General features: G+C 66.2%; 22 protein-coding genes. 10 read left to right on the forward strand and 12 right to left on the reverse strand.

From position 1 onward, the window contains the following. Positions 1–9: 9 nt before the first annotated feature. The 7 genes from ACQR1L_RS08010 (at position 10) to ACQR1L_RS08040 (ending at position 6,603) form a co-directional block, all read left to right on the forward strand. Entirely contained in the window at positions 10–1,026 is a 1,017-nt protein-coding gene (locus tag ACQR1L_RS08010) for an NrtA/SsuA/CpmA family ABC transporter substrate-binding protein (RefSeq protein WP_434857415.1), read from the forward strand. 35 nt (positions 1,027–1,061) lie between these two features. Then, entirely contained in the window at positions 1,062–2,291 is a 1,230-nt protein-coding gene (locus ACQR1L_RS08015) for an acyl-CoA dehydrogenase family protein (protein ID WP_434857416.1), read from the forward strand. A 33-nt stretch (positions 2,292–2,324) separates the two neighbouring features. Continuing rightward, on the forward strand, positions 2,325–2,891 hold the full coding sequence (locus ACQR1L_RS08020) for a flavin reductase family protein (RefSeq protein WP_434857417.1): 567 nt from the start codon (positions 2,325–2,327) through the stop codon (positions 2,889–2,891). A 23-nt stretch (positions 2,892–2,914) separates the two neighbouring features. Next, entirely contained in the window at positions 2,915–3,868 is a 954-nt protein-coding gene (gene epsC / locus ACQR1L_RS08025; RefSeq protein ID WP_434857418.1) for a serine O-acetyltransferase EpsC, read from the forward strand. Positions 3,869–4,066: 198 nt separating this feature from the next. Continuing rightward, positions 4,067–4,288 carry a hypothetical protein gene (locus ACQR1L_RS08030; RefSeq protein WP_434857419.1) on the forward strand — a complete coding sequence of 74 codons (222 nt, stop codon included), beginning with the start codon at positions 4,067–4,069 and terminating at the stop codon, positions 4,286–4,288. Between the two features lie 55 nt (positions 4,289–4,343). Continuing rightward, positions 4,344–5,687: an LLM class flavin-dependent oxidoreductase gene (locus ACQR1L_RS08035; protein ID WP_434857420.1), complete on the forward strand. Its 1,344-nt coding sequence runs from the start codon at positions 4,344–4,346 to the stop codon at positions 5,685–5,687. An 88-nt stretch (positions 5,688–5,775) separates the two neighbouring features. Further along, complete coding sequence (locus ACQR1L_RS08040; RefSeq protein WP_434857421.1) at positions 5,776–6,603, forward strand: MetQ/NlpA family ABC transporter substrate-binding protein; 828 nt, start codon at positions 5,776–5,778, stop codon at positions 6,601–6,603. Positions 6,604–6,654: 51 nt separating this feature from the next. On the opposite strand, the gene ACQR1L_RS08045 is transcribed toward ACQR1L_RS08040, so the two are convergent. The 4 genes from ACQR1L_RS08045 to ACQR1L_RS08060 all read right to left on the reverse strand — a co-directional run bounded on the left by ACQR1L_RS08045 (position 6,655) and on the right by ACQR1L_RS08060 (position 10,829). After that, positions 6,655–7,509, reverse strand: coding sequence for an NADPH-dependent oxidoreductase (locus tag ACQR1L_RS08045; protein WP_434857422.1), 855 nt, complete (start codon positions 7,507–7,509; stop codon positions 6,655–6,657). Between the two features lie 139 nt (positions 7,510–7,648). After that, positions 7,649–8,866 carry an LLM class flavin-dependent oxidoreductase gene (locus tag ACQR1L_RS08050; RefSeq protein WP_434857423.1) on the reverse strand — a complete coding sequence of 406 codons (1,218 nt, stop codon included), beginning with the start codon at positions 8,864–8,866 and terminating at the stop codon, positions 7,649–7,651. Next, entirely contained in the window at positions 8,863–9,237 is a 375-nt protein-coding gene (locus ACQR1L_RS08055; protein WP_434857424.1) for a 4Fe-4S binding protein, read from the reverse strand. The genes ACQR1L_RS08050 and ACQR1L_RS08055 overlap by 4 nt, the downstream gene beginning before the upstream one ends. Beyond that, positions 9,234–10,829, reverse strand: coding sequence for an FAD-dependent oxidoreductase (locus tag ACQR1L_RS08060; RefSeq protein ID WP_434857425.1), 1,596 nt, complete (start codon positions 10,827–10,829; stop codon positions 9,234–9,236). Before ACQR1L_RS08060 ends, ACQR1L_RS08055 begins: the two co-directional genes overlap by 4 nt. Positions 10,830–11,277: 448 nt before the next feature. Between ACQR1L_RS08060 and ACQR1L_RS08065 the strand changes: the two genes are divergently transcribed. Continuing rightward, complete coding sequence (locus tag ACQR1L_RS08065; protein ID WP_434857426.1) at positions 11,278–12,702, forward strand: FAD/NAD(P)-binding protein; 1,425 nt, start codon at positions 11,278–11,280, stop codon at positions 12,700–12,702. Here ACQR1L_RS08065 and ACQR1L_RS08070 read toward each other — a convergent pair. The 5 genes from ACQR1L_RS08070 to ACQR1L_RS08090 all read right to left on the reverse strand — a co-directional run bounded on the left by ACQR1L_RS08070 (position 12,684) and on the right by ACQR1L_RS08090 (position 17,331). Next, a complete protein-coding gene (locus ACQR1L_RS08070) occupies positions 12,684–13,460 on the reverse strand; it encodes a MetQ/NlpA family ABC transporter substrate-binding protein (RefSeq protein WP_434857427.1) in 777 nt (258 codons plus the stop codon). The genes ACQR1L_RS08065 and ACQR1L_RS08070 overlap by 19 nt on opposite strands. A gap of 259 nt (positions 13,461–13,719) precedes the next feature. Then, complete coding sequence (locus tag ACQR1L_RS08075; protein WP_434857799.1) at positions 13,720–14,532, reverse strand: class II aldolase/adducin family protein; 813 nt, start codon at positions 14,530–14,532, stop codon at positions 13,720–13,722. A gap of 21 nt (positions 14,533–14,553) precedes the next feature. Continuing rightward, positions 14,554–15,219 carry a methionine ABC transporter permease gene (locus ACQR1L_RS08080; RefSeq protein WP_315705772.1) on the reverse strand — a complete coding sequence of 222 codons (666 nt, stop codon included), beginning with the start codon at positions 15,217–15,219 and terminating at the stop codon, positions 14,554–14,556. Then, complete coding sequence (locus tag ACQR1L_RS08085) at positions 15,209–16,333, reverse strand: methionine ABC transporter ATP-binding protein (RefSeq protein WP_434857428.1); 1,125 nt, start codon at positions 16,331–16,333, stop codon at positions 15,209–15,211. Before ACQR1L_RS08085 ends, ACQR1L_RS08080 begins: the two co-directional genes overlap by 11 nt. A 152-nt stretch (positions 16,334–16,485) precedes the next feature. After that, a complete protein-coding gene (locus tag ACQR1L_RS08090) occupies positions 16,486–17,331 on the reverse strand; it encodes a CmcJ/NvfI family oxidoreductase (RefSeq protein WP_434857429.1) in 846 nt (281 codons plus the stop codon). 441 nt (positions 17,332–17,772) lie between these two features. On the opposite strand from ACQR1L_RS08090, the gene ACQR1L_RS08095 reads away from it, so the two are divergent. Then, positions 17,773–17,976 (forward strand): hypothetical protein, encoded by a 204-nt coding sequence (locus ACQR1L_RS08095; RefSeq protein WP_434857430.1) that lies wholly within the window; start codon positions 17,773–17,775, stop codon positions 17,974–17,976. A 39-nt stretch (positions 17,977–18,015) separates the two neighbouring features. Here the strand turns inward: ACQR1L_RS08095 and ACQR1L_RS08100 are convergent, their stop codons facing one another. The 3 genes from ACQR1L_RS08100 to ACQR1L_RS08110 all read right to left on the reverse strand — a co-directional run bounded on the left by ACQR1L_RS08100 (position 18,016) and on the right by ACQR1L_RS08110 (position 19,785). Beyond that, the gene (locus ACQR1L_RS08100) at positions 18,016–18,954 is read right to left on the reverse strand and encodes a TauD/TfdA dioxygenase family protein (protein ID WP_434857431.1); all 939 of its coding nucleotides are present in this window, start codon (positions 18,952–18,954) and stop codon (positions 18,016–18,018) included. Between the two features lie 31 nt (positions 18,955–18,985). Beyond that, the gene (locus tag ACQR1L_RS08105) at positions 18,986–19,189 is read right to left on the reverse strand and encodes a hypothetical protein (protein ID WP_434857432.1); all 204 of its coding nucleotides are present in this window, start codon (positions 19,187–19,189) and stop codon (positions 18,986–18,988) included. A 395-nt stretch (positions 19,190–19,584) separates the two neighbouring features. Beyond that, the gene (locus ACQR1L_RS08110; protein ID WP_434857433.1) at positions 19,585–19,785 is read right to left on the reverse strand and encodes a hypothetical protein; all 201 of its coding nucleotides are present in this window, start codon (positions 19,783–19,785) and stop codon (positions 19,585–19,587) included. 260 nt (positions 19,786–20,045) lie between these two features. On the opposite strand from ACQR1L_RS08110, the gene ACQR1L_RS08115 reads away from it, so the two are divergent. After that, positions 20,046–21,272 (forward strand): MFS transporter, encoded by a 1,227-nt coding sequence (locus ACQR1L_RS08115; protein ID WP_434857434.1) that lies wholly within the window; start codon positions 20,046–20,048, stop codon positions 21,270–21,272. Positions 21,273–21,298 lie beyond the last annotated feature (26 nt).

A 21,298-nucleotide genomic window follows, 5' to 3' on the forward strand; every position in this document is an offset into this window, starting at 1 on the left:
GGATCGACCATGTCTTCGGATGACCTGTCCCGCCGCCATTTCCTGGGCACTGCCGCGTTCGGCATCGGCGCGCTCGCCGGCCTCACGCTGACCGATGACGCCTGGGCTGCGCCCGGCCGTGTCACTGACACCGTGCGGCTGACCTGGGGACTCTCCGGCCTCAACCTGATCGCCAAGGAGCGTGGCGAACTCGAGAAGCTGCTCGCCAAGGACGGCATCAAGGTGGAGTGGCTCGGGCCCTTCCCGAACCACGCGCCGACCCTACAGGCCGTCACGGGCGGCACCGCCGACTTCTCCTTCGGCGGCTCGACGACGCCGGCGCTCGCCGCCATCATCGCCGGCTCGCCGCTGGTGTTCACCCAATTCGTCGTCTACGAGCCGCGCACCACCGCGATCATCGCCCGCGACGATTCCGGCATCAACAAGGTCGAGGACCTCGTCGGCAAGTCGGTCGCCGTGAACCGCTCCGGCCTCGGTGAATTCCTGCTGGTCGCAGCGCTGGAGAAGCACAAGGTCGACCGCTCCAAGGTCAAGTTCGTCTATCTCAATCCGCCGGACGCAGCACCCGCGCTCGCCTCCGGCAAGGTCGATGCCTGGTCGATGTGGAGCCCGGGCGTCGACATCGCCCGGCTCGACTACAAGGCCCACGATATCTTCCTCGAAGGCCGCGATCTTGAATTCCAGATCGACTACACGTCCTATCTGACGACACGCAAATTCGCGACCGAGAACCCGGCGCTGGTCCGTGCCGTCAACGACGCGTTCCGCGCCGAGGGCAAATGGATCTCGGAAAACAGCAAGGATGCCGAATACATCGCGCAGAAGGCCGGCAAATACAGCGACACGGTGCGCGATCAGTTCATCGCGATGAATCGCCAGTACCGCTATTTCTCGGTCAACGACAGGCAGTTCGTCGCCGACCTGCAAAAGGCCGCCGACTGGCTGGTCGAGCGTAAGGTGCTGCCCGAGCCGGTCAAGGTTGCCGATCATCTCGCCCAGATCGAGGACGCAGCGCCGCAGCGCTGAGCACGATCGTTCCCACTCAATCGCCTGGACTCGTCATGAACAAGCCGGTCTCGACCAAGACTCTCATCGCCGACACGTCGCTGCCGTTGGCGGCAGAGACGCTCGATCAGTTGCTCGCCGCCATCGCCGATGGCGAGTCGGAGCGGGAGCGCGAGCGCATCCTGCCGCACCAGCAGATCGCGATGATCAAGCAGGCGCGGCTCGGCGCGCTGCGCCTGTCCGTGGCCGCTGGCGGTGCCGGAAGCACGATCCGCGGCCTGTTCGAGATCGTGATCCGGCTTGCCGAGGCTGACGCCAATGTCGCGCACATCCTGCGCAATCATTTCAGCGTGGTCGAGCGTCTGGTCCGAATTCCCCGCGACGACCAGGCGCGGGAGTGGCAGCAGCGCGTCGCGGCTGGCGCGATCATCGGCCTCGCGACCACGGAGCTCGACAGCCCCCAGGTCGGCAACATCACGCCGAACACCACCTTCACGCCCGATGGCGACGATTATCTGCTGAACGGAACCAAGTACTATAGCACCGGGACGCTCTATTCCGACCTGGTCCTGGTGCGCGCCGCCGATCCGGACGGACGTCCCGGCGCGACCATCCTGCCTCTCGATCGCGCCGGCATCGAGCTGATCGACGACTGGGACGGCATGGGCCAGCGGCTCACCGCGACCGGCACCACGCATTTCCGTAATGTCCGGGTCAAGCGGCAAGAGATCGTGTTCGATGCGCCCGACATCGGCTACGGCGTGCCCTACTCCAATACGTTCGCGCAGCTGTTCCTGACCGCAGCCGTGGCCGGCATCAGCCGCGCGGCCCTGCGCGATGCCATCGCGCTGGTCCGCTCGCGCAAGCGCACCTTCTACTACGCGCCGCACGAGAAGCCGACCGAGGACCCGCTGCTGCAGCAGACGATCGGCCAGATCGCGGCGTCCGCGCACGCCGCGGAAACGGTGGTGCTCGTCGCCGCCGAGGCGCTCGACGCTGCCACCGAGGCGTTCGATGCGGGCCGCGCCGACGCCGAGGCGCTCGCGCATCGGGCCGCACTGCTGTCGGCGCAAGCCAAGATCGTCGCCGACGATGCCGCCATCCGCAATGGCGGGCTCATCTTCGACGTCGGCGGCGCGTCGTCGACCAAGAAGGCCACCAATTTCGACCGCCACTGGCGCAATGCGCGCACGCTGTCGTCACACAATCCGGTCACCTACAAAGAGCGGGCGATCGGACAGTATCTGATCAACGGCACGCCGCTTCCGGCCAAGGGATTCTTCTGACCGGCAGGCGCAGCCCCCTGAAGGAGGCGACGGATGAGCAAGCATGGACTGCATCTCCTGACGGCGTCCACTCCCCCGCACTTCTACTCGGCGCTGCGCCGCGTCGCCGCCGGCGTCAGCATCGTGACCGCCGGCCGCGACGACGACATCACCGGCGTCACCACGGCGTCGCTGGTCTCGCTCTCGGTCGAGCCGCCGCGGCTGATGATCAATCTCGGCCGGCAGTCGTCGGCATTTCCGTTGATCGTCCGCGACGGCTGGTTCGGCATCAACGTCCTCAGCTCGGATCAGCTTGCGCTCGCCGACCGCTTCAGCAGTCCGCATATCGCCGGACGGCAGAAATTCGAGGGCGTCGAGTGGTCGCGCCATGCGAGTGGTGTGCCGCTGCTGCAGCATGCGCAGGCGGCGATCGCCTGCGAGGTCGACGAGATCATCGAGCGCTACGACCATGCGATCATCGTCGGCCGTCCCGACACGATCGAGCTGGCGCCGCGGCTGTCCAGCCTGCTGTACTGGAACGAGCAGTATGTCGAGGTCGACCGCAATGCCGATCTCGACCTGCTCGCCGAGGTCGGCGTACCACCGGCGCATGTGCGGTGACGGCGCAGCATGGGGGAGACGGTATGAGACATCGTCCAGGCTCCGGCGCAGAGACGCCGGCCCCGGCGGGCGAACGCTGGGGCCTCGATCGGCTGGTGGCGGAGCTGCGCGTGTCGCGCGAGGAGACCCACAGCATCCGGAAGGACGGTGTCATCCACCGGCCGCCCTCGCGCGAGAAGCTGGCGCAGGTCGTCGCCGCCCTGACCGAGGCGCTGTTTCCGCGACACTATGGCCAGTACGACCTCGATAGCGAGAACATCGACTATTTCGTCGGCCACCGGCTGAGCGTCGGCCTCGACCTGCTGTCCGACCAGATCCACCGCGCCGCCTTGTTCGTCGGCGACGAGCTGATCCCTGGATTTCGTCAGCCCGAGGCCATCGAACTGACCCACAGCTTCGCGAAAGAATTGCCCGCGCTGCGCGGCATCCTGATCAGCGATTTGCGCGCCGCCTTCGTCGGCGATCCCGCGGCCAAGAGCTTTCCGGAGATCCTGATCGGCTATCCCGGCATGACGGCGATCATCCATCATCGGCTGGCCCACCTTCTCTACGGTCTCGGTGCACGCCTGGTGTCGCGGCTGATCGCCGAGATCGCCCATACCAGGACCGGAATCGACATCCATCCGGGGGCGCGGATCGGCTCCGGCTTCTTCATCGATCACGGCACCGGCGTCGTCATCGGCGAGACGGCCGTGATCGGCGATAATGTCCGGATCTACCAGGCAGTCACATTGGGCGCTCGACACTTCCCGACCGAGGAGGACGGCACGCTGATCAAGGGCGATGCCCGCCATCCGATCGTCGAGGACGATGTCGTCATCTATGCCGGCGCCACCATCCTCGGCCGCATCACGATCGGCCAGGGATCGACGATCGGCGGCAATGTCTGGCTGACGCACGACGTCCCGCCCAACAGCGTCGTCACCCAGGCCACGCTCCGCAACAAGGTCGGCGGACCGAACCTGCAGACCTCCTGAGCGGACGTGGATCTGCTGGAACGGGCGATCGAAATGGAGATCCCCGGTCGCTGATGCGCACGACGGATTCATGCTCGTGCCGCGGGTAACAATGCAAATCCATTTCATCGACAGCATCGTCCTACAAAAGCTAGATTTTCGCATTCGCGCGGCCGGCATCAACGATGCCGTGATGGTCGCGCCTCGACGGATGCCGTGATGTTCGACCCTCTCGCCATGATCAGCCTGCACCAGGATCCGCCCACGGGTCGCAGCGATGTGCTCCGCGACAGCACGCCCGCCGAGAGGCCGCTGCTTCACGAGCTTCACCTGCGCGGTCGCGATCTCGGCGCAGGCATCGGCCGTGTTGCCGTCGAGCTCGCGCGACGCCTGCGGTGGCCGCAATCGCCGTGCCGCGTTGTGACCGACACGCCGCGATAGCCATACTCCAAGCGATCGCTTCGCCTCCCCCGACAATCCAGCCCACGAGCGCCCCATGAGCCAGCGTCGTCGACTGAACCTCAATCTCTTCATCTATCCGGGCGGCCATCACGAGGCGGCATGGCGCTACAAAGGATCATCCGCCAGCCGCGCGCTCGATATCGGCTATTACCAGCAGCTGGCGCGAACGGCGGAGCATGCCAAGTTTGACGCGATCTTCTTTGCCGATGGTCCTGCGCTGGCCGACAATGTCCGCTATGCGCAGCGCTTCCGTTTCGAGCCGATCACCTGGCTGTCGGCGATCGCCGCCGCCACCAGCCATATCGGCCTGATCGGCACGGCATCCACGACCTATCACGAGCCCTACAATCTCGCTCGCCTGTTCGCCTCGCTCGATCATCTCAGCGGCGGCCGCGCCGGCTGGAACATCGTCACGACCAGTGCGGCGCAGGCGGCGCAGAATTTCGGCCTGCCGGAGCATCCTCCGCACCACGAGCGCTACGAGCGCGCCAAGGAGTTTCTCGACGTCGTCACTGCGCTGTGGGACAGCTGGGAGGACGACGCCGTGGTCAATGACCCCGCGTCCGGCATCTTTGCCGACACCGACAAGGTCCATCCGCTCAATCATGTCGGAAAGTACTTCCGCGTGCGCGGGCCGCTGAACGTGCCGCGCTCGCCGCAGGGTCGGCCGGTCTATGTCCAGGCCGGCTCGTCCGAGGACGGCCGCGCCTTCGCCGCGCGCTTTGCCGAAGCGATCTTCACCGCGCACCAGACGCTGGCCAGCGCGCAGGAGTTCTATGCCGATATCAAGCGCCAGGCGCGCGCGCTCGACCGCAATCCCGATCACGTCAAGATCCTGCCCGGCATCAGCCCGTTCATCGGGTCGACCCAGGACGAAGCCGACCGGCTGCAGGAGGAGTTCAACTATCTCATCCAGCCCGAGTACTCGCTGGTGCAGCTGCGTCAGATGCTCGGGCTCGATCTCTCGGGCTTCGAGCTCGACGGGCCATTCCCGCGTCATCTGATCGAGACCGACGGCGCACGCGGCGTCGCCAGCCGCTTCAAGCTCGTGGTCGATATCGTCGACCGCGAGAAGCCGACGATCCGTCAGCTGATCCAGCGCCTCGCCGGCGCCCGCGGCCATTGGGTGATCGCCGGCACGCCGGAGAAAATCGCCGACAACATCCAGGCCTGGTTCGAGAACGGCGCCGCCGACGGCTTCAACGTGATGCCGCCCTGGCTGCCCGGCGGCTTCGACCTGTTCGCCGAGCACGTCGTACCGATCCTGCGCAAGCGCGGCCTGTTCCGCACGGAGTACACGGGCCGGACCTTGCGCGAGCATTACGGGCTGGATCGACCCGCCAGCCTCTACAGCCATCCGGTCCAGGCGATCGCCTGAGCGCCGTTTCACGGGCGGCGCGGACGCCAAGCCAGGCGCCCGCGCCGCCTTTCGTTTGGTTCAAGCCATATCAAGCCTTGGAAGTCACATGCATCACATCACCAGATCGCAATTCGTCGGCCTGCTCGCCGCCTCCCTTCTCTCGATCGCCGCCAGCAGCGGCGCGCTGGCCCAAGCCTCCGAGAAGAAGGAGCTCAAGGTCGGCTTCGTACCCGGCCCCTACATCGACGAGTTCAAGATCGGCGTCGCGCCCGAATTGCAGAAGAAGGGCTACCAGATCCGCTATGTCGAGTTCTCGACCGGGCTCGAGGCCAACAACGCCGTGTTCAAGAGCGAGATCGACGCCAATGTCATGCAGCACACGATCTTCCTGAACTCCTACAACGAGCGGCAGAAGACCGACCTCACCGGCATCGTGCACGTGCCGACGCCGCCGATGGGGATCTATTCCAAGAAGCATCCGCTCGGCACCAAGATCGGCCAGGGCGCGAAGATCGCGGTGCCCAATGATCCGGTCAACCTGCAGCGCGCGCTGTGGATCCTGCGCGATCTCGGCCTGATCGAGATCCGCGACTCCAAGCCGATCGACGTCACCGAGCTCGACGTCATCAAGAATCCCGGCGGCATCAAGATCGTCCCGCTCGAGGCGGCGCAGGCGCCGCGCGCGCTCGATGATGTGGACTTCGCCGCCATCCAGGGCAACTTTGCGATCTTCAGCGGCCTGAAGCTGACCAACGCCTTCGCCCTGGAGAAGATGACGACGCCCTACATCAACGTGGTCGCCGTGAAGCGCGGCAACGCCGAGACCGCCTGGGCCAAGGACATCGTGGACGGCTACAAATCACCGGGCTTCAAGGCCGCGATCCTCGCCGATCGCTTCTATGACGGCTTCACCCTGCCCGACTACATGAAGTGAGCCATCGCGGCGGTCCGTCCCGGGCCGCCGCCGATCTCTGCGGGTCCGCAGCTACTTCAATCCGAAGCCGAGCGCGCGCAGCGCCTCGGCCAGTCTGTCGCGGCCGTTGAGCGCCTTCGCCGAGCCGAGCCGGTTGAGCACCGTGTCACGCCAGCCGACGGGCGCCACGCCCTGGCTGGTCTGGAACGCGCGCAAGGTCTCGTCATAGGCGGCGATGCCGTGGATCTCGTCGGTCGGCGCATAGCGCTCGCGATGCAGAACCACGCCCTGTCGCAGTCGCGGCTTGACGTCCTCACCGGCTGCCAGATCGGCATAGCCGACGCAGAGGCCGAACACGGCCAGCACGTTCGGCGGCAGGCCGAGCTCCTCGGCCACCGCCTGCGGACGGTTGCGGATCGCGCCGATATAGACAGAGCCGAGCCCGAGCGCCTCGAGAGCGACCACGGCATTCTGCGCGGCGAGCGCTGCATCGATGATCGCGACGAACAGCGTCTCCAGGAAATGGATGCCGTCATCGGGGCGCCCTTCCCGCCGCGCCAGCCGCTCGGCGCGCGACAGATCGGCGAGCCAGACCAGGAACAGCGGCGCCTCGCGGACGTGCTTCTGGTTGCCCACGAATTCCGACAAGCGCTGCTTGCGCGCGGGATCCTCGATCGCGACGACGCTCCAGGTCTGCAGATTCGACGAGGACGCTGCGGACTGCGCCGCAGCCACCAAGGTCTCCACGGTGTGCGGCGGCACCGGATCGGGGCGGTAGCTGCGGATCGAGCGGTGCGCCAGGAGATGGCCGAGGATCTCCTCGGCGCCGGACGCGATGGCCGGGATGTCCGCGCCATAGCGCTTGCGCAACGCCGCGGTGATGTCGTCGCTCGGAGTGATCGGTGCCCTCGTTTCGATGATCGTCATTCCAGTCCCCATGCCGGCCCGTACGCCATTGTCACGGCCGATGTTCGATAGTTGCGTGCGCGTCGGCGCCCAGCAAAGCCGACCCGGCGGACAACGGCAATCCCCCGACGGATCATGCGTGCGATGTCGAAAGGTCCAGCTACTCCGCCGCCTGCGCCGCGGTGGGATCAATCACCGGTTGACGCAAGCCCGCCTGCTCCATCAGCGGCAGCACGCGGCGGCCGAAGAAGTCGAGATCCGGCTTGAAGTCGTAGAACGACAGCTGCAGGCCGTCGACGCCTGCCTTCTTGAGCTGCACGAACTGCTCGACCACCTGCTCCGGCGTGCCGATCACCTCGATGTTGCCGCCGATCGCTCGGCGCTTGGGCGCATCGACGCCGACGCGGCCGCGCCAGGCATGGGCGTCGCTGTCGAGATTGTGAAAGCTGCCCACAGGATCGGCATGGGCGACGATGGCGTCGTGATAGGCCCAGGTCTCGCGCTCGGTCTCGCGGCAGATCACCATCGGATTGAGCAGGGTGCGCACCTCGCGGCCGATGTCGCGCGCCGCCTGCTTGACCCGCGCGGTATGCGCCGGCAGCGCAGGGATCGCGCTCTCGAAGCTCGAGCCGGCCGGGCTGGTGATGAAGACGATGTCGGAATAGCGCGCGGCAAAGGCGATGCCGGCATCGGAGCCGGTGGCGTTGACCAGCACCGGCCGGCCGAAGCGCGGCTTCGGCGTCACGAAGGCGCCGTTGAGCTTCCAGGACGACTGGCCGGAGAACGAGTAGTTCTCGCTGTCGCCCCACAGCCGCTGCAGCACTTCGAGAAACTCGGCCGCGAGCTCGTAGCGGCGGTCGTGATCGATCCGGCTCCAGCCGAACGCCTCGTGCTCGGCGGCACGATGGCCGGTCACGACATTGATGCCCCAGCGGCCATTGGAGATATGGTCGAGCGTCGCGCCATACTTGGCCAGATGCAGCGGGTGCATCGGACCGTAGAGCACGTGGATGGTCGAGATCAGGATGATCCGCTTGGTCAGGCTCGTCAGCGCGGCCGTGGTCATGAAGGAGTCGAGCGCCTCGCCCGTGAACACGCCGCCATAGCCGCCCTTCGGCAGCCATTGCGACAGCGCGAACACCAGATCGAAGCCGAGGTTCTCCGCCGCCAGCACCAGGTCGCGGTTGTAGTCGAAATGCCATGACGTCGTGCGCGGCAAGGTCGAGGCGCTCCAGCCGCCGGCCTGGATCGGCAGGAACAGGCCGAGCAGCAGCGGCTGCTGCAGCGCCTGCGACAACGGGCTGTCCGGGCGGTCGGCCGGTCCCGGAAAGCCGTCGAGGCCGACCAGGGCGCCCGGCCGGTGGGTGATGATCGTCATGCTGTCCTCGTGTCGTCCGTCTCGGCTGCGCGCGCGGCCTCGCCGGCGCGGCGAAAGACCGTTTCCATCAGCCATTGCTCGTTGGGAAACTGCCCGGCCCATTCGTCCCAGCCGGAATGCTTGCGATATTGGCCCAGCCGCCCCGAGGCCACCGCCTCCTCCGGCGTGATCGCGACGCGGCGGTCGCAATCGGGCGCGACGTAGATCGCATCCGCCCGGCAATACAGCTCGCACATGAAGCAGGTCTGGCAGTCCTCCACCCGCACCAGCAGCGGCGGTCCCGACGCGGCACGGTCGAGCACGTTGGTCGGGCAAACCTCGACGCAGGCGCCGCAATCCGTGCAGCGATCGGCAAGGATAAGCTCGATCATGACGCAGCTTCCAGCGCGATCGGAGCTTCCCGCGTGGGGCGCGTATCGGCTGCGATCTCGACGCGATCGAGGCCACGGCTGACGAGCCGCACCGCCAGCTTTGGGTCGAGGCCGGGATGATCGATCCTGCGATGCAGGCCCCTGCTCTCGGTCCGGCGGCGCGCGGTCGCGACCGACCAGCGTGCCGTGGCGACCAGGGCCGCCGTCTCGCGCGAGCGCATGACATCGCCGCCCGCATGGTCGGAGATCTCGCGCCACAAACCATCGAGCTCGCGCTGCGACGCCGCCAGCGTCGATTCCTTGCGGAACAGGTTCTTGTCGAACGGATGCATCTCGGCGCGGACTCCGGCCCTGATGGCGTCGTGATCGAGCGCACGGGTCCGCAAGCGCGGCCGCAGGCCGGCCTGCCCGAGCGGCGTCAAGGGCGAGGCCTTCGCTCCGATGCTGCGCGCCAGCCGCGCGGCGGCCTGTCCTGCGCGGACGCCGGAGGTCAGCGCCCAGGCCGAATTGATGTTGCCGCCCCCGGAGATCGCACCAGCCACCTTCTCGCGCGAGGCATTGTCGCCGGCGACGAACAGCCCCGGCACCGACGTGCGGCCATCGACATCGTCAACCCTCACGCCGCCGAGCCCGCGGATCGTGCCGTCATTGTGCAGCGTCACCTCGAAGCGATGGCGCCAGGGATCGATGCCCCAGCGATCGAACACCAGCGGCACGTTCGGCGAGATCGTGTGCAGCCGGGCCTTGATATCGTCGGGCAGACGCTGCAGCGAGCAGAACACGGGACCCGCGAGCAGCGCCCTGGCCAGTCCGATCGTCTGTTGGGGTCCGAACGGCAGATCGAGCTCGCGCCCGTCGGCGTCGTAATAGGTCGCGAACGCATAGGCCATGCTGCGCGTCATCGTCGAATGCGCCGGCGCGATCGTGTAGGCCGCGGTGAACTCCATGCCCGAGAGATCCACGCCGGCTTCGGCCGCGAGCAGATAGCCGTCGCCGGTGTTGGTGCGCGATCCCAGCAGGTGCGACAGGAAGCTGGTGCCGCCTGCGGCGAGCACGGTCGCACCCGCCGCGATCTGATAAGGCCGATCGCCGTCCTGACGGCGAAGGCCTCGTGCGCCGCCGATCGTGCCGTCGCCGCGCGCCAGCAGTTCCAGCACCGGCGACTGGTCGAGGATGGTGACGCCACTCTCCCGCGCGACGGCGCGCAGCGCCCGCATGTATTCGGGGCCACGAACGGCGCGATAATTGGTCTGCCCATCGTCATCGATGCCGAACGCATAATGGCTCGCGAGCGTCCGCAGCGTGCGCCAGGTCTCGTCGATGATCGCGTGCATCCATGGGGCCTCGCCGAGTCCGAGACCGGCGACGACACGCTGGCTGACGGCCTGCGCGCGAGCACCAGGCGGCACCCACCAATGGCCCGGGCCGGCCGCAGCCGTGACGCCGCTGGTGCCGCAATAGCCCTTGTCGACGAGGATCACCTGCGCGCCGGCACGCGCGGCCGAGATCGCAGCCCAGGCGCCGGCCATGCCGCCGCCGATCACGAGCACATCGGCGGTGAGCACGAGTGGATCAGTCACGTTAGCTGTCACGAGGCGATCCGACGCGTCACCCGCAAGGCGCGCGCTCCCATTGGTCCTCTCAGTATCGCTCGCACAACCATGGTCCGAACTCCGCAGCCCTGCGCGCAAACGACGCACATGTACGGGCATGGTCATCCAGTGAACCGCCGCTGGCAATTTCAGAATTGCGCGATTTTCGAACGCTCTGTTCTCACCGCGATCCGTGATCGGAGAAGAATTCGGTTGCGCGTTCCCGGCCCCGTCGTCGCCCGGCCTTCCAGTCGGCGCTTATGACAATTCTCATGTGCCGTCGTTCATGACGACATACTTGCGACAACAATCCGCACTTTCCTGGAACAAATTCGACCGGAACATGCCGAGACTTGGAAGATTTGTCTTTCCGAAGCCGGCCGCCGGTTTACGTGCTAGATTATGAACGTTACGCATCGTCCGCGCGCGAGAGAAAAGGCATCTCTGCATGAGCCGTTTTCCGGAACGACATATCATCATCGTCGGCGGCGGCGCATCCGGCGTGCTTCTGGCCTATCAGCTGCTGCAGCGCCCGGAATCCGATATCCGCGTCACCCTGATCGAGAAGCGTTCGGAGGTCGGCCGCGGGCTGGCCTATCACACCGGGAATGCCGATCATTTGCTCAACGTGCGCGCCGCCAATATGAGCGCGTTGCCGGATGATCCCGACCATTTCTGGCGCTGGCTATCGACCCATGAGCATGGCCTTCAGCTCTGTCCCGATCCGTTCTGCTTCGTGCCCCGCCGGCTCTATGGCGACTACATCGCCAGCCTGATCGCGCCCCACCTTGCGACCGAGAACGGTGCGCGGCGGCTCGCCATCATCCAGGGCGAATGCGTGGCGGTCAGCGAAGGCCGCGACGGCGTCACCGTCAGCCTCGCCGACGGCACGCGCCAGCTCGGCGACGTCGCGGTGTTCGCCACCGGCCACGATGCCGCGATCCCGCGCTCGGCCTGGCATGCCGATCCCTGGATCAACCCGTCCGTTCCCGGCTTCAGCCGCGACTCGGCGGTGCTCATTCTCGGCGCCGGCCTGACGATGGCGGACTACGTGCTGTCGCTGTTGCGCGAGGGCCATCGCGGCCCGATCCTCGCGATTTCGCGACGCGGCCTGATGGCGAGGGGACATCGGCGCATCAGCCCCTGCAAGATCAGCGAGGACGAGGTTCCGTTCGGTGCGCGCGGCAGCGTTCTGCTGCGCTGGTTCCGGGAGCGGATCAAAGCACACATCGCCGAGGGCGGCGACTGGCGTGCCGTCATCGATGCGGTGAGGCCGTTCAGCCACCGGCTGTGGCAGGACCTGCCGCCGGCGTCCAAGCGCAGCTTCCTGGAGCATGCGCGGGCGTGGTGGGACGTGCATCGCCACCGCATGGCGCCCGAGGTCGAGGAGCGGATCGCACGCGCGATCGCGGACGGCCAGCTCCGCATCGCTGCGGCCAAGCTCGTCAAGATCGACGGCGGCACGCAAGGGGCCCGCGCGCATTATCGCCGGCGCGGCCGCAGCGAGATCGAGACGCTCGAGGTCGGCGCCGTCATCGACTGCACGGGCATTGTCAGAGATCCCCGCTCCACTGCCAATCACGCAGTCCGCAGCCTGTTCGACCAGGGGCTGGCGCGCTGCGATCCCTTGCGGATCGGCATCGAGGTCACGGCCGATTGTGCCATCGTCGGCGCCGATGGCACGCCCTCGCAGCGGCTGTTCGCGATCGGCCCGCTGACGCGGGCGGCCTTCTGGGAGATCATCGCGATCCCCGACATCCGCAGCCAATGTGCCGATCTGGCGAGCCGGCTGTTGCAGGCCCGCCAGATCACCGTACCGAAGGTCGATGCGCCGGCGCTGGCCGCAGCCAGGGATCACCAGGTGGCGATGTAGGTGCCCTTGAAGCGGGTGTCGAGGAATGCCTTGACCGGCTCGGAGTGGTAGGCCTCGATCAGCTGCTTGACCCAGGGCTTGTCCTTGTCCTCTTCGCGCACCGCGAGGATGTTGACCCAGGGCCCTTCCGCATTCTCGCGCGCGATCGCGTCCTTGGCGGGATTGAGCCCGGCCTGGACGGCGTAGTTGTTATTGATCGAGACGAGGTCGACGTCGGCCAGCGCGCGCGGCAGCTGCGCGGCGTCGAGCTCGACGAATTTCAGCTTCTTGGGATTGTCGGTGATGTCCGCCACCGTCGCGGCGACGTTGCTCGGATCCTTCAGCTTGATCACGCCATGCAGCGCCAAGATCATCAGCCCGCGCGCGCCGTTCGACGGATCATTTGCGATCGCGACCTTGGCCCCCTCGGGAAGCTCGGCGAGCGTCTTGTACTTCTGCGAGTAGACGCCCTGCGGCGAGGCGATGGTGGTGGCGACCTTGACGATCTTCCAGCCGGTCTTGGAGATCTGGTTCTTCAGATAGGGCTCGTGCTGGAACGAGTTCGCCTCGAGATCCTTCAACGCCAGCGCCTGGTTCGGAATCACGTAGTCGGTGAACTCGACGACCTTGATGTCGAGTCCGCGCTCGGCGGCGACCTTCTTCACGACATCGATGATCTCGGCATGCGGGCCGGCGGTGACACCGACGCGGATGGTTTCGGCCTGCGCGGGAAGCGCGACGGACAGCAAGGCGGCCAAGGCGATAACGGAACGTAACATTCAAGTCTCCAACCAAACAAAAGAGTTCCGCTGGTGACTAGCCCTGGTGCCGCGGGGGATCAATCGCAGCTGCGAACAAAACAATGGACGCGCTTCCGACATCAATGTTTGTGTACGAATGTTCTTTATTCGGCTCCTTGCCGATCGATTTGTTCTCTCCCCGCGTAGCCCGGATGAGCGTCAGCGACATCCGGGGTCGCACAAGCTGCCGAGGAGACCCCGCATGTCGCTGACGCTCATCCGGGCTACGCGCTCTCACTCAGTTGAACAGATCCGGCTCCTGCGCCGTGATCCAGTCCCACAGCGGCTGGAAGCTGAAATAGCCGCCCTTGTGGGTACCGACCTGCCCCGCCGTGTGCTTGGCGATCTCGTGCGGAATGGGTTTTGTGGGCCCCGCGGCCTCGGCCAGCAACTGCGTGCGTGCGGCATTGTCCATCGCGATATACCACCACGCCGTCGCCTCGATGGTCGGGCCGACCGTCAGCAGGCCGTGGTTCTGCAGGATGGCAGCCTTCTTGGTGCCTAGCGCGGCCGCGATCTTCCTGCCCTCCTCGGCATCGAGCACGACGCCGGTGAATGGATCGAACAGCACGTGATCGTCGTAGAAGGCGCAGGAATCCTGCGTCAGCGGATCGAGCAGACGGCCCAGCGCGGAGAACGCCTTGCCGTAGGTCGAATGGGTATGCGCGGCGGCGATCACGTGCGGATGCGCGGCGTGGATCGCGGAATGAATGACGAAGCCGGCCTGGTTGATCGGCTTGTTGCCGATCAGGATGTTGCCGTCGTGATCGACGAGCTGCAGGTCGGAAACCTTGATCTGGCTGAAATGCGTCGACAGCGGATTGATCCAGAACCGGTCGGGGAATTCCGGATCGCGCACGGTGACGTGGCCCGCCAGACCCTGATCGAAGCCGTAGCGCGCAAACAGCCGGAAGGTCGCGGCCAGGCGCCGCTTGCGATGCAGCCGCTCCTCCTCGAAGGTGGCTGCGGGCGCACGTTCGACCAGCGCAAACTTCCTGGGGCGTTCGACGATCTCGTTCATGGTCGTTTCCTCCTGCTCGGCTGCGTCGATTGAAACCGTGTCTGCGTCAGCTCAGCGCTGCCTCAAGCGCCGATTGAGCCGGCGCGCAAGGTGATCGCCGACCGTCTGCACCGTCTGCACCAGTGCGATCAGCACGACCACCACGGCCAGCATCATCTCCGGCATGAAGCGCTGATAGCCGTAGCGGATGCCGAGATCGCCGAGGCCGCCGCCGCCGACGGCGCCGACCATCGCGGAGTAGCCGAGCAGGCTGACCACCGCGAGCGTCAGCGCCAGCACGAGGCCGGGCAGCGCCTCCGGGATCAGCACCTTGAACACAATCTGCAGCGGCGTCGCGCCGAACGAGGACGCGGTCTCGATAAGGCCGGCATCAACCTCGCGGATGGCCGCCTCGACCAGCCGTGCAATGAACGGCGTCGCTGCGACGGTCAGCGGCACGATCGCGGCGCCCGAGCCGATCGAGGTGCCGGCGACGAGACGCGTGAACGGGATGATCGCGACGACCAGGATGATGAAGGGCGTCGAGCGCGTCGCATTGACGACGACGCCGAGCGCCGCGTTCACGGCGGGCGCCGCGAACAGCTCGCCCTTGCGGCTGGTCGCCAGGAAGATGCCGAGCGGCAGACCGAGGGCGGTCGCGACCAGCGCCGCGGTCGACACCATGAACAGGCTCTCGCCGGTGGCCTGGACGATCAGGTTGATGAGCTCAGGCGACATAGCCGAGACGCTCCGCTGCGAACTGTTGTTGAGAGAGATAAGCGAGCGTCTGCCGCGCCGCAGCCTCGCCACCGGGGATGCCGAGGATCAGCGATCCGACATGCTGGCCGCCGATCTCGTCGATGCGCGCCGACAGCAGCGCGACGTCGATCGACAGCTCGCGGGCGAGCCGCGCGACCAAGGTGTCGCCGGCATCGGTGCCGCGCACCTGCACGCGAATGACCGCCTGCCCGATTCCCGTCGGCTCCTGCACGAGCCGGCTCGCCAGCGACACCGGAACGGCATCGCCGAGTGCTTCGGCCAGGAAGGTCTGCGTGGTCGGGTGCTTGGGATGGGTGAAGATGTCAGCGACATGGCCGCGCTCGACCACGCGTCCGTCATCGATCACGACCACCTCCTTGGCGAGCTGGCGGACCACCGACATCTCGTGCGTGATCAGGATGATGGTCACGCCGAGCTCGCGGTTGATGTTGGCGAGCAGGTCGAGAATGGCGCGCGTGGTCTGCGGATCCAGCGCCGAGGTTGCCTCGTCCGACAGCAGCACGTCGGGCCGCGTCGCCAGCGCGCGCGCAATGCCGATGCGCTGCTTCTGTCCGCCGGACAGCTCCGACGGATAGCGGTCGTGCTTGTCGGCGATGTCGACCAGCTCGAGCAGTTCGCCGACCCGCGTTCGGATATCGGCCTTTGTCCAGCCGGCGACCTCGAGCGGCAGGGCGATGTTGTCGGCGGCCGTGCGCGAGGACAGCAGGTTGAAGTGCTGGAAGATCATCCCGATCGAGCGCTGCGCCAGCCGCAGTTGCTGCCCGCTGAGCGCCGAGATCTCGCGCCCATCGACGATGACCCGGCCGGTGCTCGGCTTCTCCAGCCCGTTGATCAGCCGCACCAGGCTCGACTTGCCGGCGCCGGAGCGCCCGATCACACCGGTGATCGAGCCGCGCGCGATGGCAAAATCGATCTCCTTGAGCGCCGCGACGGCCGGCTTGTCGCGATAGGCGGGATAGGTCTTGGAGAGCGCCTCGAAACGGACCATCGGCGCGGCGACGGCGGCTTCGGGCACGATCGCTTCCACCGGCCGGATCGGCTCGGCAACAGCGAGGGACGAGTGGGCATTCATGAGAGGACCTTGACTTGACGTGCTGCAGCGCACGCATTCAGCTCACCATCGCCCGCGATCAGCCCCGAGGCAATTTCAGAAATGCCCGAAATCATGGACGAAGCTTCTCGAGCGTTGGCGCGTCGTGAAACATCATGCTCCCCGATGCATTCTCAGCTGTCATGGAACACCAGCGTCCGCAGCTCGATGCTCTCGCGCGGCGCGGCATCCGCCGGCGTGGTCGGATCGACGAAGGCGGTATGCGGTCCGAACCGCGTGCGGCCGTCGGTCGCCGAATCGTAGCATTTCAGCAGCAGCGCCTCGTCCACCGTCATCTCCGGAAAATAGAACCAGCGATGCGCCGGATTGTACGTGACCGAATAGGTCTCGCCGTTGCGGTTCGGATAGATCAGATCGGAGGCGACGAGATCCTCCGGCGCGACGGTGGTGCCATCGCACATCGCGAGCGGGCTGTCACGGAGCGGGCCGATGATCGGGCGCCAGAGATTGATGACCTGGACCCGCCCTCGCAGCAGCGCGTCAGCCTCGTCACCGAGGTGCTCGCGCACCCGATTGACGCCCGATGTCACGGTCTGGTCGACATGGACGCGCGTCGCCGGCTGACGCGGCCCGCCATCGCGGACATCGGGGGCGCCGGGCACGCGCTTGCGCACGGTGTGATCGAAGATGACGACGCGATCGGCCCGCAAGGTCGCGCGAATGAAGGCCTCCGCCGCCGGGTAATAGACGGAGCGGATTTCCTTCTCATTGGTGAAGTCACGCACGAAGGTCGGGTGCCGCACCAGCGCAAAGCCCTCGCGGTCGAGCGAGAAGGATGACGCGATCGGGCGGCCGTCGAACACCGGCACCCGGTGCGGCTCCGGCAGCGCCGTGGATTTCGGCTCGCCCGGCGGCGGATCGAACGCGTAGGTCCGCGGCTTGGACGCAATGGGCGCCAGATAGTTCAGCTCGGCGAGCACGAAGGGCAGCGCTTCGATCTTTCTCTCGATCAGGCTCATGGGATGTCTCCGGGCAATTTCATGCGATTGCATGGAGCTTGATCGGCGCCGGCGGACAGAACAAGCCGATGCTCGAAATAGCAACGGTTCTGCTTCCGAGGCGGCCCGGCGTGGAAAGAGCTTGCCCACCGATTGAAGCTTGCAACCGTCGTTTTCTTCCGCTCGCCGCCTCCCACGCGAGGGCATGGCTGGCATGACATGGCCGCAACCGAGACTCTGCCGGCGGTCGCGTCGACCCAGCAGCAAATTGTTGCACGATCACACCGAAATTCGCCTGTCCCATTTCATTGACGACCTTCACCCTGCTCCTACACTGATCGATATTGCAACGCGCTCCCGACCAACAGCACCCATCCGACGCAAATGTCAGCCGCAGCTTCGCAGGTCTTCGCCATCGACCTGGGCCCGTACCCGGCCTTCGTGTTTGCCGCGAGGGATCACATGGCGGCGCAGAGCGTGGTGCGATCACCGGCCTTGCTGCGGGCAATCGACTCTTTCTGCCGGCTCAAACGTCCCGCGCAGGCAGAACGGCTCGCGCTGCGCGAGGCGACCCATGGCGAGACGGCGATCTATCTCGACCGCGCCGACGAGTTGGCCGACGACGCGGTCTGTCGCCTGCTCCTGGTTCATCTCGGCCCGGGCTGACGCCGCGGGAGAGATCGCTCTCGCCGCGGCGCGAACGCCCTACTCCGCAGCCTCGCTGAGATCGAGCCGTGCCCGCGGGCTCTCGCCGGTCACCACCGACACCCGCTCGCCCCAGCGCTCCTCGGGATAGTAGTCCCACACGGCATGATGCTGGCTCGCCCAATTGTCCCAGACGAGCAGCGAGTTGGGCTGCCACTGCACGCGGGTCTGCAGCGCAAGCTGGCTTTCGACATGGCGGAACAAGAGCTGCAGCAGCGCGTCACTCTCCCGACGCGTCAGCTGCACGATGTGCGAGGTGAAGGACGCGTTGACGTAAAGGAATTTGCGGCCGGTGCGCGGATGGGTCACGATCACCGGATGCTCTGATTGCGGATAGGTCTTGCCGGGATCGGGCTTGGCGCCGTAGCCGGCGGTCCAGGCCAATGATCCGTCATGGATCGCGGTCAAGCCGTCGAGCAGGTGCTTGATCGGATCCGACAGGAATTCATAGGCGAGATACATGTTGGCGAAGGCGGTGTCGCCGCCGAGCGGCGGCGTCTTCGTCACCCGCAGCAGCGAGACCGCGATCGGGCTCGGGTCGCAGGAGACGTCCGGGTGCCAGCCGTCGCCGGCGGTGAAGCGCGAATTGGCATCGGTCTTCCACGACAGGAATTCCGGATCGAACGGCCCATCATGACGGAAACGCGTTGCCGCCAGTTCGTGCCGATGCAGCGACTTGCCGAAGCGGCGCGCGAAGCGCTTGTGGTCCTCCTTGGAGATGTCCTGATCGCGAAACACGATCGCCAGATTTTCGTCGAGCGCGCGGTGGATCTCCGCGAACTGCGCCTCCGGCACATCCTTGGAAAGATCGACCCCGCCGATCTCAGCGCCGACCGTCGGACCGAGTTGCCTGACCTCGATCGTCTCATAGGGTTCGCGCTTCCGGCCGTTCCAGGCCTGGATGGCGAGCTTGTCGTTGAAGTCCCTGTAGAAGCTCATGAGCCATATCCTTCGATGTCGATGGGATGAGTTAGACGGAGCCGCGGCGCAGGCGTCCGCCACCGCTGGTGACAAGCGCACGGGCTGCGCGCTCGGCATCGCGCGCCGATGTGAAGGACTGCCCTTCCAGGCTGTCGAACGCGCGCTCGGACGAGAAGAAGCTGAAGCCGCGCTCGTCGGCCGTGACGATGCCCGCGGTGCGATTGAAGACTTCGATGACAAAGGCTGTCGGCATGACTGATCATTCGCCGCCTTGCGCAGCGGCGCTCCTGTCGGATCTGCAAATCGATGATTGAGGTGAATTCGGCTGCAGCGATCAGCAACAGGCCCCGGTCGCCGCCGAGAAGCAGCGTCCGGCGAGGCGCTTGCGCACCAGGCGGCGGGCTGCAGATCTCATTCTCATCTTGGCGAGTCCCGGTTGAGCGATGACGGCGCTGAATATCTGCGCAGGATGCGTTTTGGTCAATGAAATGGGCATTCAAAGATCAGAGCGCCGCGCGCTATTTGTTTCATGGCGACACACATCGACGCGAATAATCATTCAGATCGGCGCGAGATCAGATTGCAACCCATTTGCAACGCATAGATGCAGGATACGACGGATTACCCGCACCGTGGGACCTTCTACTGTCAGGTCGTGAGCGCGAGAAACAGCGGCATGGTCAACGCGGCAACCAGCGTCTGAAAGCTGATGATGCCGGCCGCGACGCGGTGGTCACCACCCAGGAGCCGCGCCACGATGCAGGCAGAAGGCAGCGCGTTGAACAGAACAAGTGTGTTGAGCGACACCCCGCTCAGGCCGCGGCGGCGTCTGATGCCGTGGGTAGCCATTGGTGCCAGCGCCAATTTGACCACGCTGGATTGCAGAATTGGCCCGCACCAGATGAGAGCAAAGCTCGGACACCAAAGCGCGCCGCGAGGCGACTTTGCACATTTCAGAGTCGCTCCCGCCGCGTGCGTCGAGATCGCGATGGGCTCGCAAGCAACAATCGAATCGCGCCGAGCTTCAATCATACTTTGAGGTGTCTACGCTCGCGCGCGGCTTGCGATACTTGATGGCCCATAGCTATCGCGCTGGAAGGTCAATCGCAATGAGCCAGGCATCGGCCAAGACGTCGTTCTCCCCAGGCATGTCCACAGGCTTGATGTTTGCCATGGCGAGCGCCGCCGGCATCGCCGTCGCCAACATCTACTACAATCAGCCGATGCTGGCGTTGATCGAAGCCGAGTTGCCCGGCCGTCTTGCCGGGCTGATCCCGACAGCGACGCAGCTCGGCTACGCCGCCGGACTGTTCCTGCTGGTCCCGCTCGGAGACATCGTCGAGCGCCGCCGGCTGATCATCATGCAATTCGCCTTCCTGGCCGTCTCGCTGGTCCTCGCCGCGATCGCGCCGAACGCCTTGCTCGTCGTGCTCGCTTCACTGGCCGTCGGCCTGTTCTCGACCGTCGCCCAGCAGATCGTTCCCCTGGCAGCGCATCTGGCGGCCCCGGAGCGTCGCGGCAGCACGGTCGGCACCATTCTCGCCGGCATACTGACCGGCATCCTGCTGAGCCGCACCCTTGCCGGCCTGGTCGCGACGCATGCCGGCTGGCGCGAGATGTTCTGGCTCGGCGTCCCCCTGGCGCTCGGCGCGGGAGGCCTCATGGCGTTGACGCTTCCGCACAGCCCCGCCGCTTCGAAGCTCGGATATCTGCAGCTCCTCAACTCGATCGGTCATCTGTGGCGCGAGTTTCCGGAGCTGCGGCTTGCCGCCGTGACGCAAGGCTTGATCTTTGCCGCCTTCACTGCGTTCTGGACCGTGCTTGCCTTCCGGCTGCAGGCCCCTCCGTTCGGGCTCGGGGCCGATGTCGCTGGCCTGTTCGGGATCGTCGGCGCCATTGGCATCCTCGCTGCTCCGCTGGCCGGGCGCTTTGCTGATCAGCGAGGTCCGTCCGTCGCCGTTCTCGGCGGCGCGATCCTGACGCTGGTCTCCTGGGCGGTGTTCGGCCTCTGGTCGTCGCTGACGGGCCTGGTCGTCGGCGTCATCCTGCTCGATCTGGCGATGCAGACGGCCTTGGTCGGCAACCAGCATATCGTCTTCGCCTTGAGGCCCGAGGCGCGCGGCCGGCTGAACACCGCGCTGATGGGCTGCATGTTCCTGGGCGGCGCATTCGGCTCCGCGGCTGTGACGGCTGCCTGGCAATCCGGCGGTTGGCCCGCAGTCGCGACGCTCGGACTGGTGCTCGCCGGGTTGGCGACAGCGGCGCAGGCCAGGAATTTCCTTCGCCGGAAGGCCGGGACGAGCGGCGCTCCGATCAAAGGGCGCAGCGAGGTCTGACGGATGACTTCAGCCGAACGGCACTC

It is taken from the genome of Bradyrhizobium sp. HKCCYLR20261 (assembly GCF_051168435.1).
Taxonomy (GTDB): domain Bacteria; phylum Pseudomonadota; class Alphaproteobacteria; order Rhizobiales; family Xanthobacteraceae; genus Bradyrhizobium.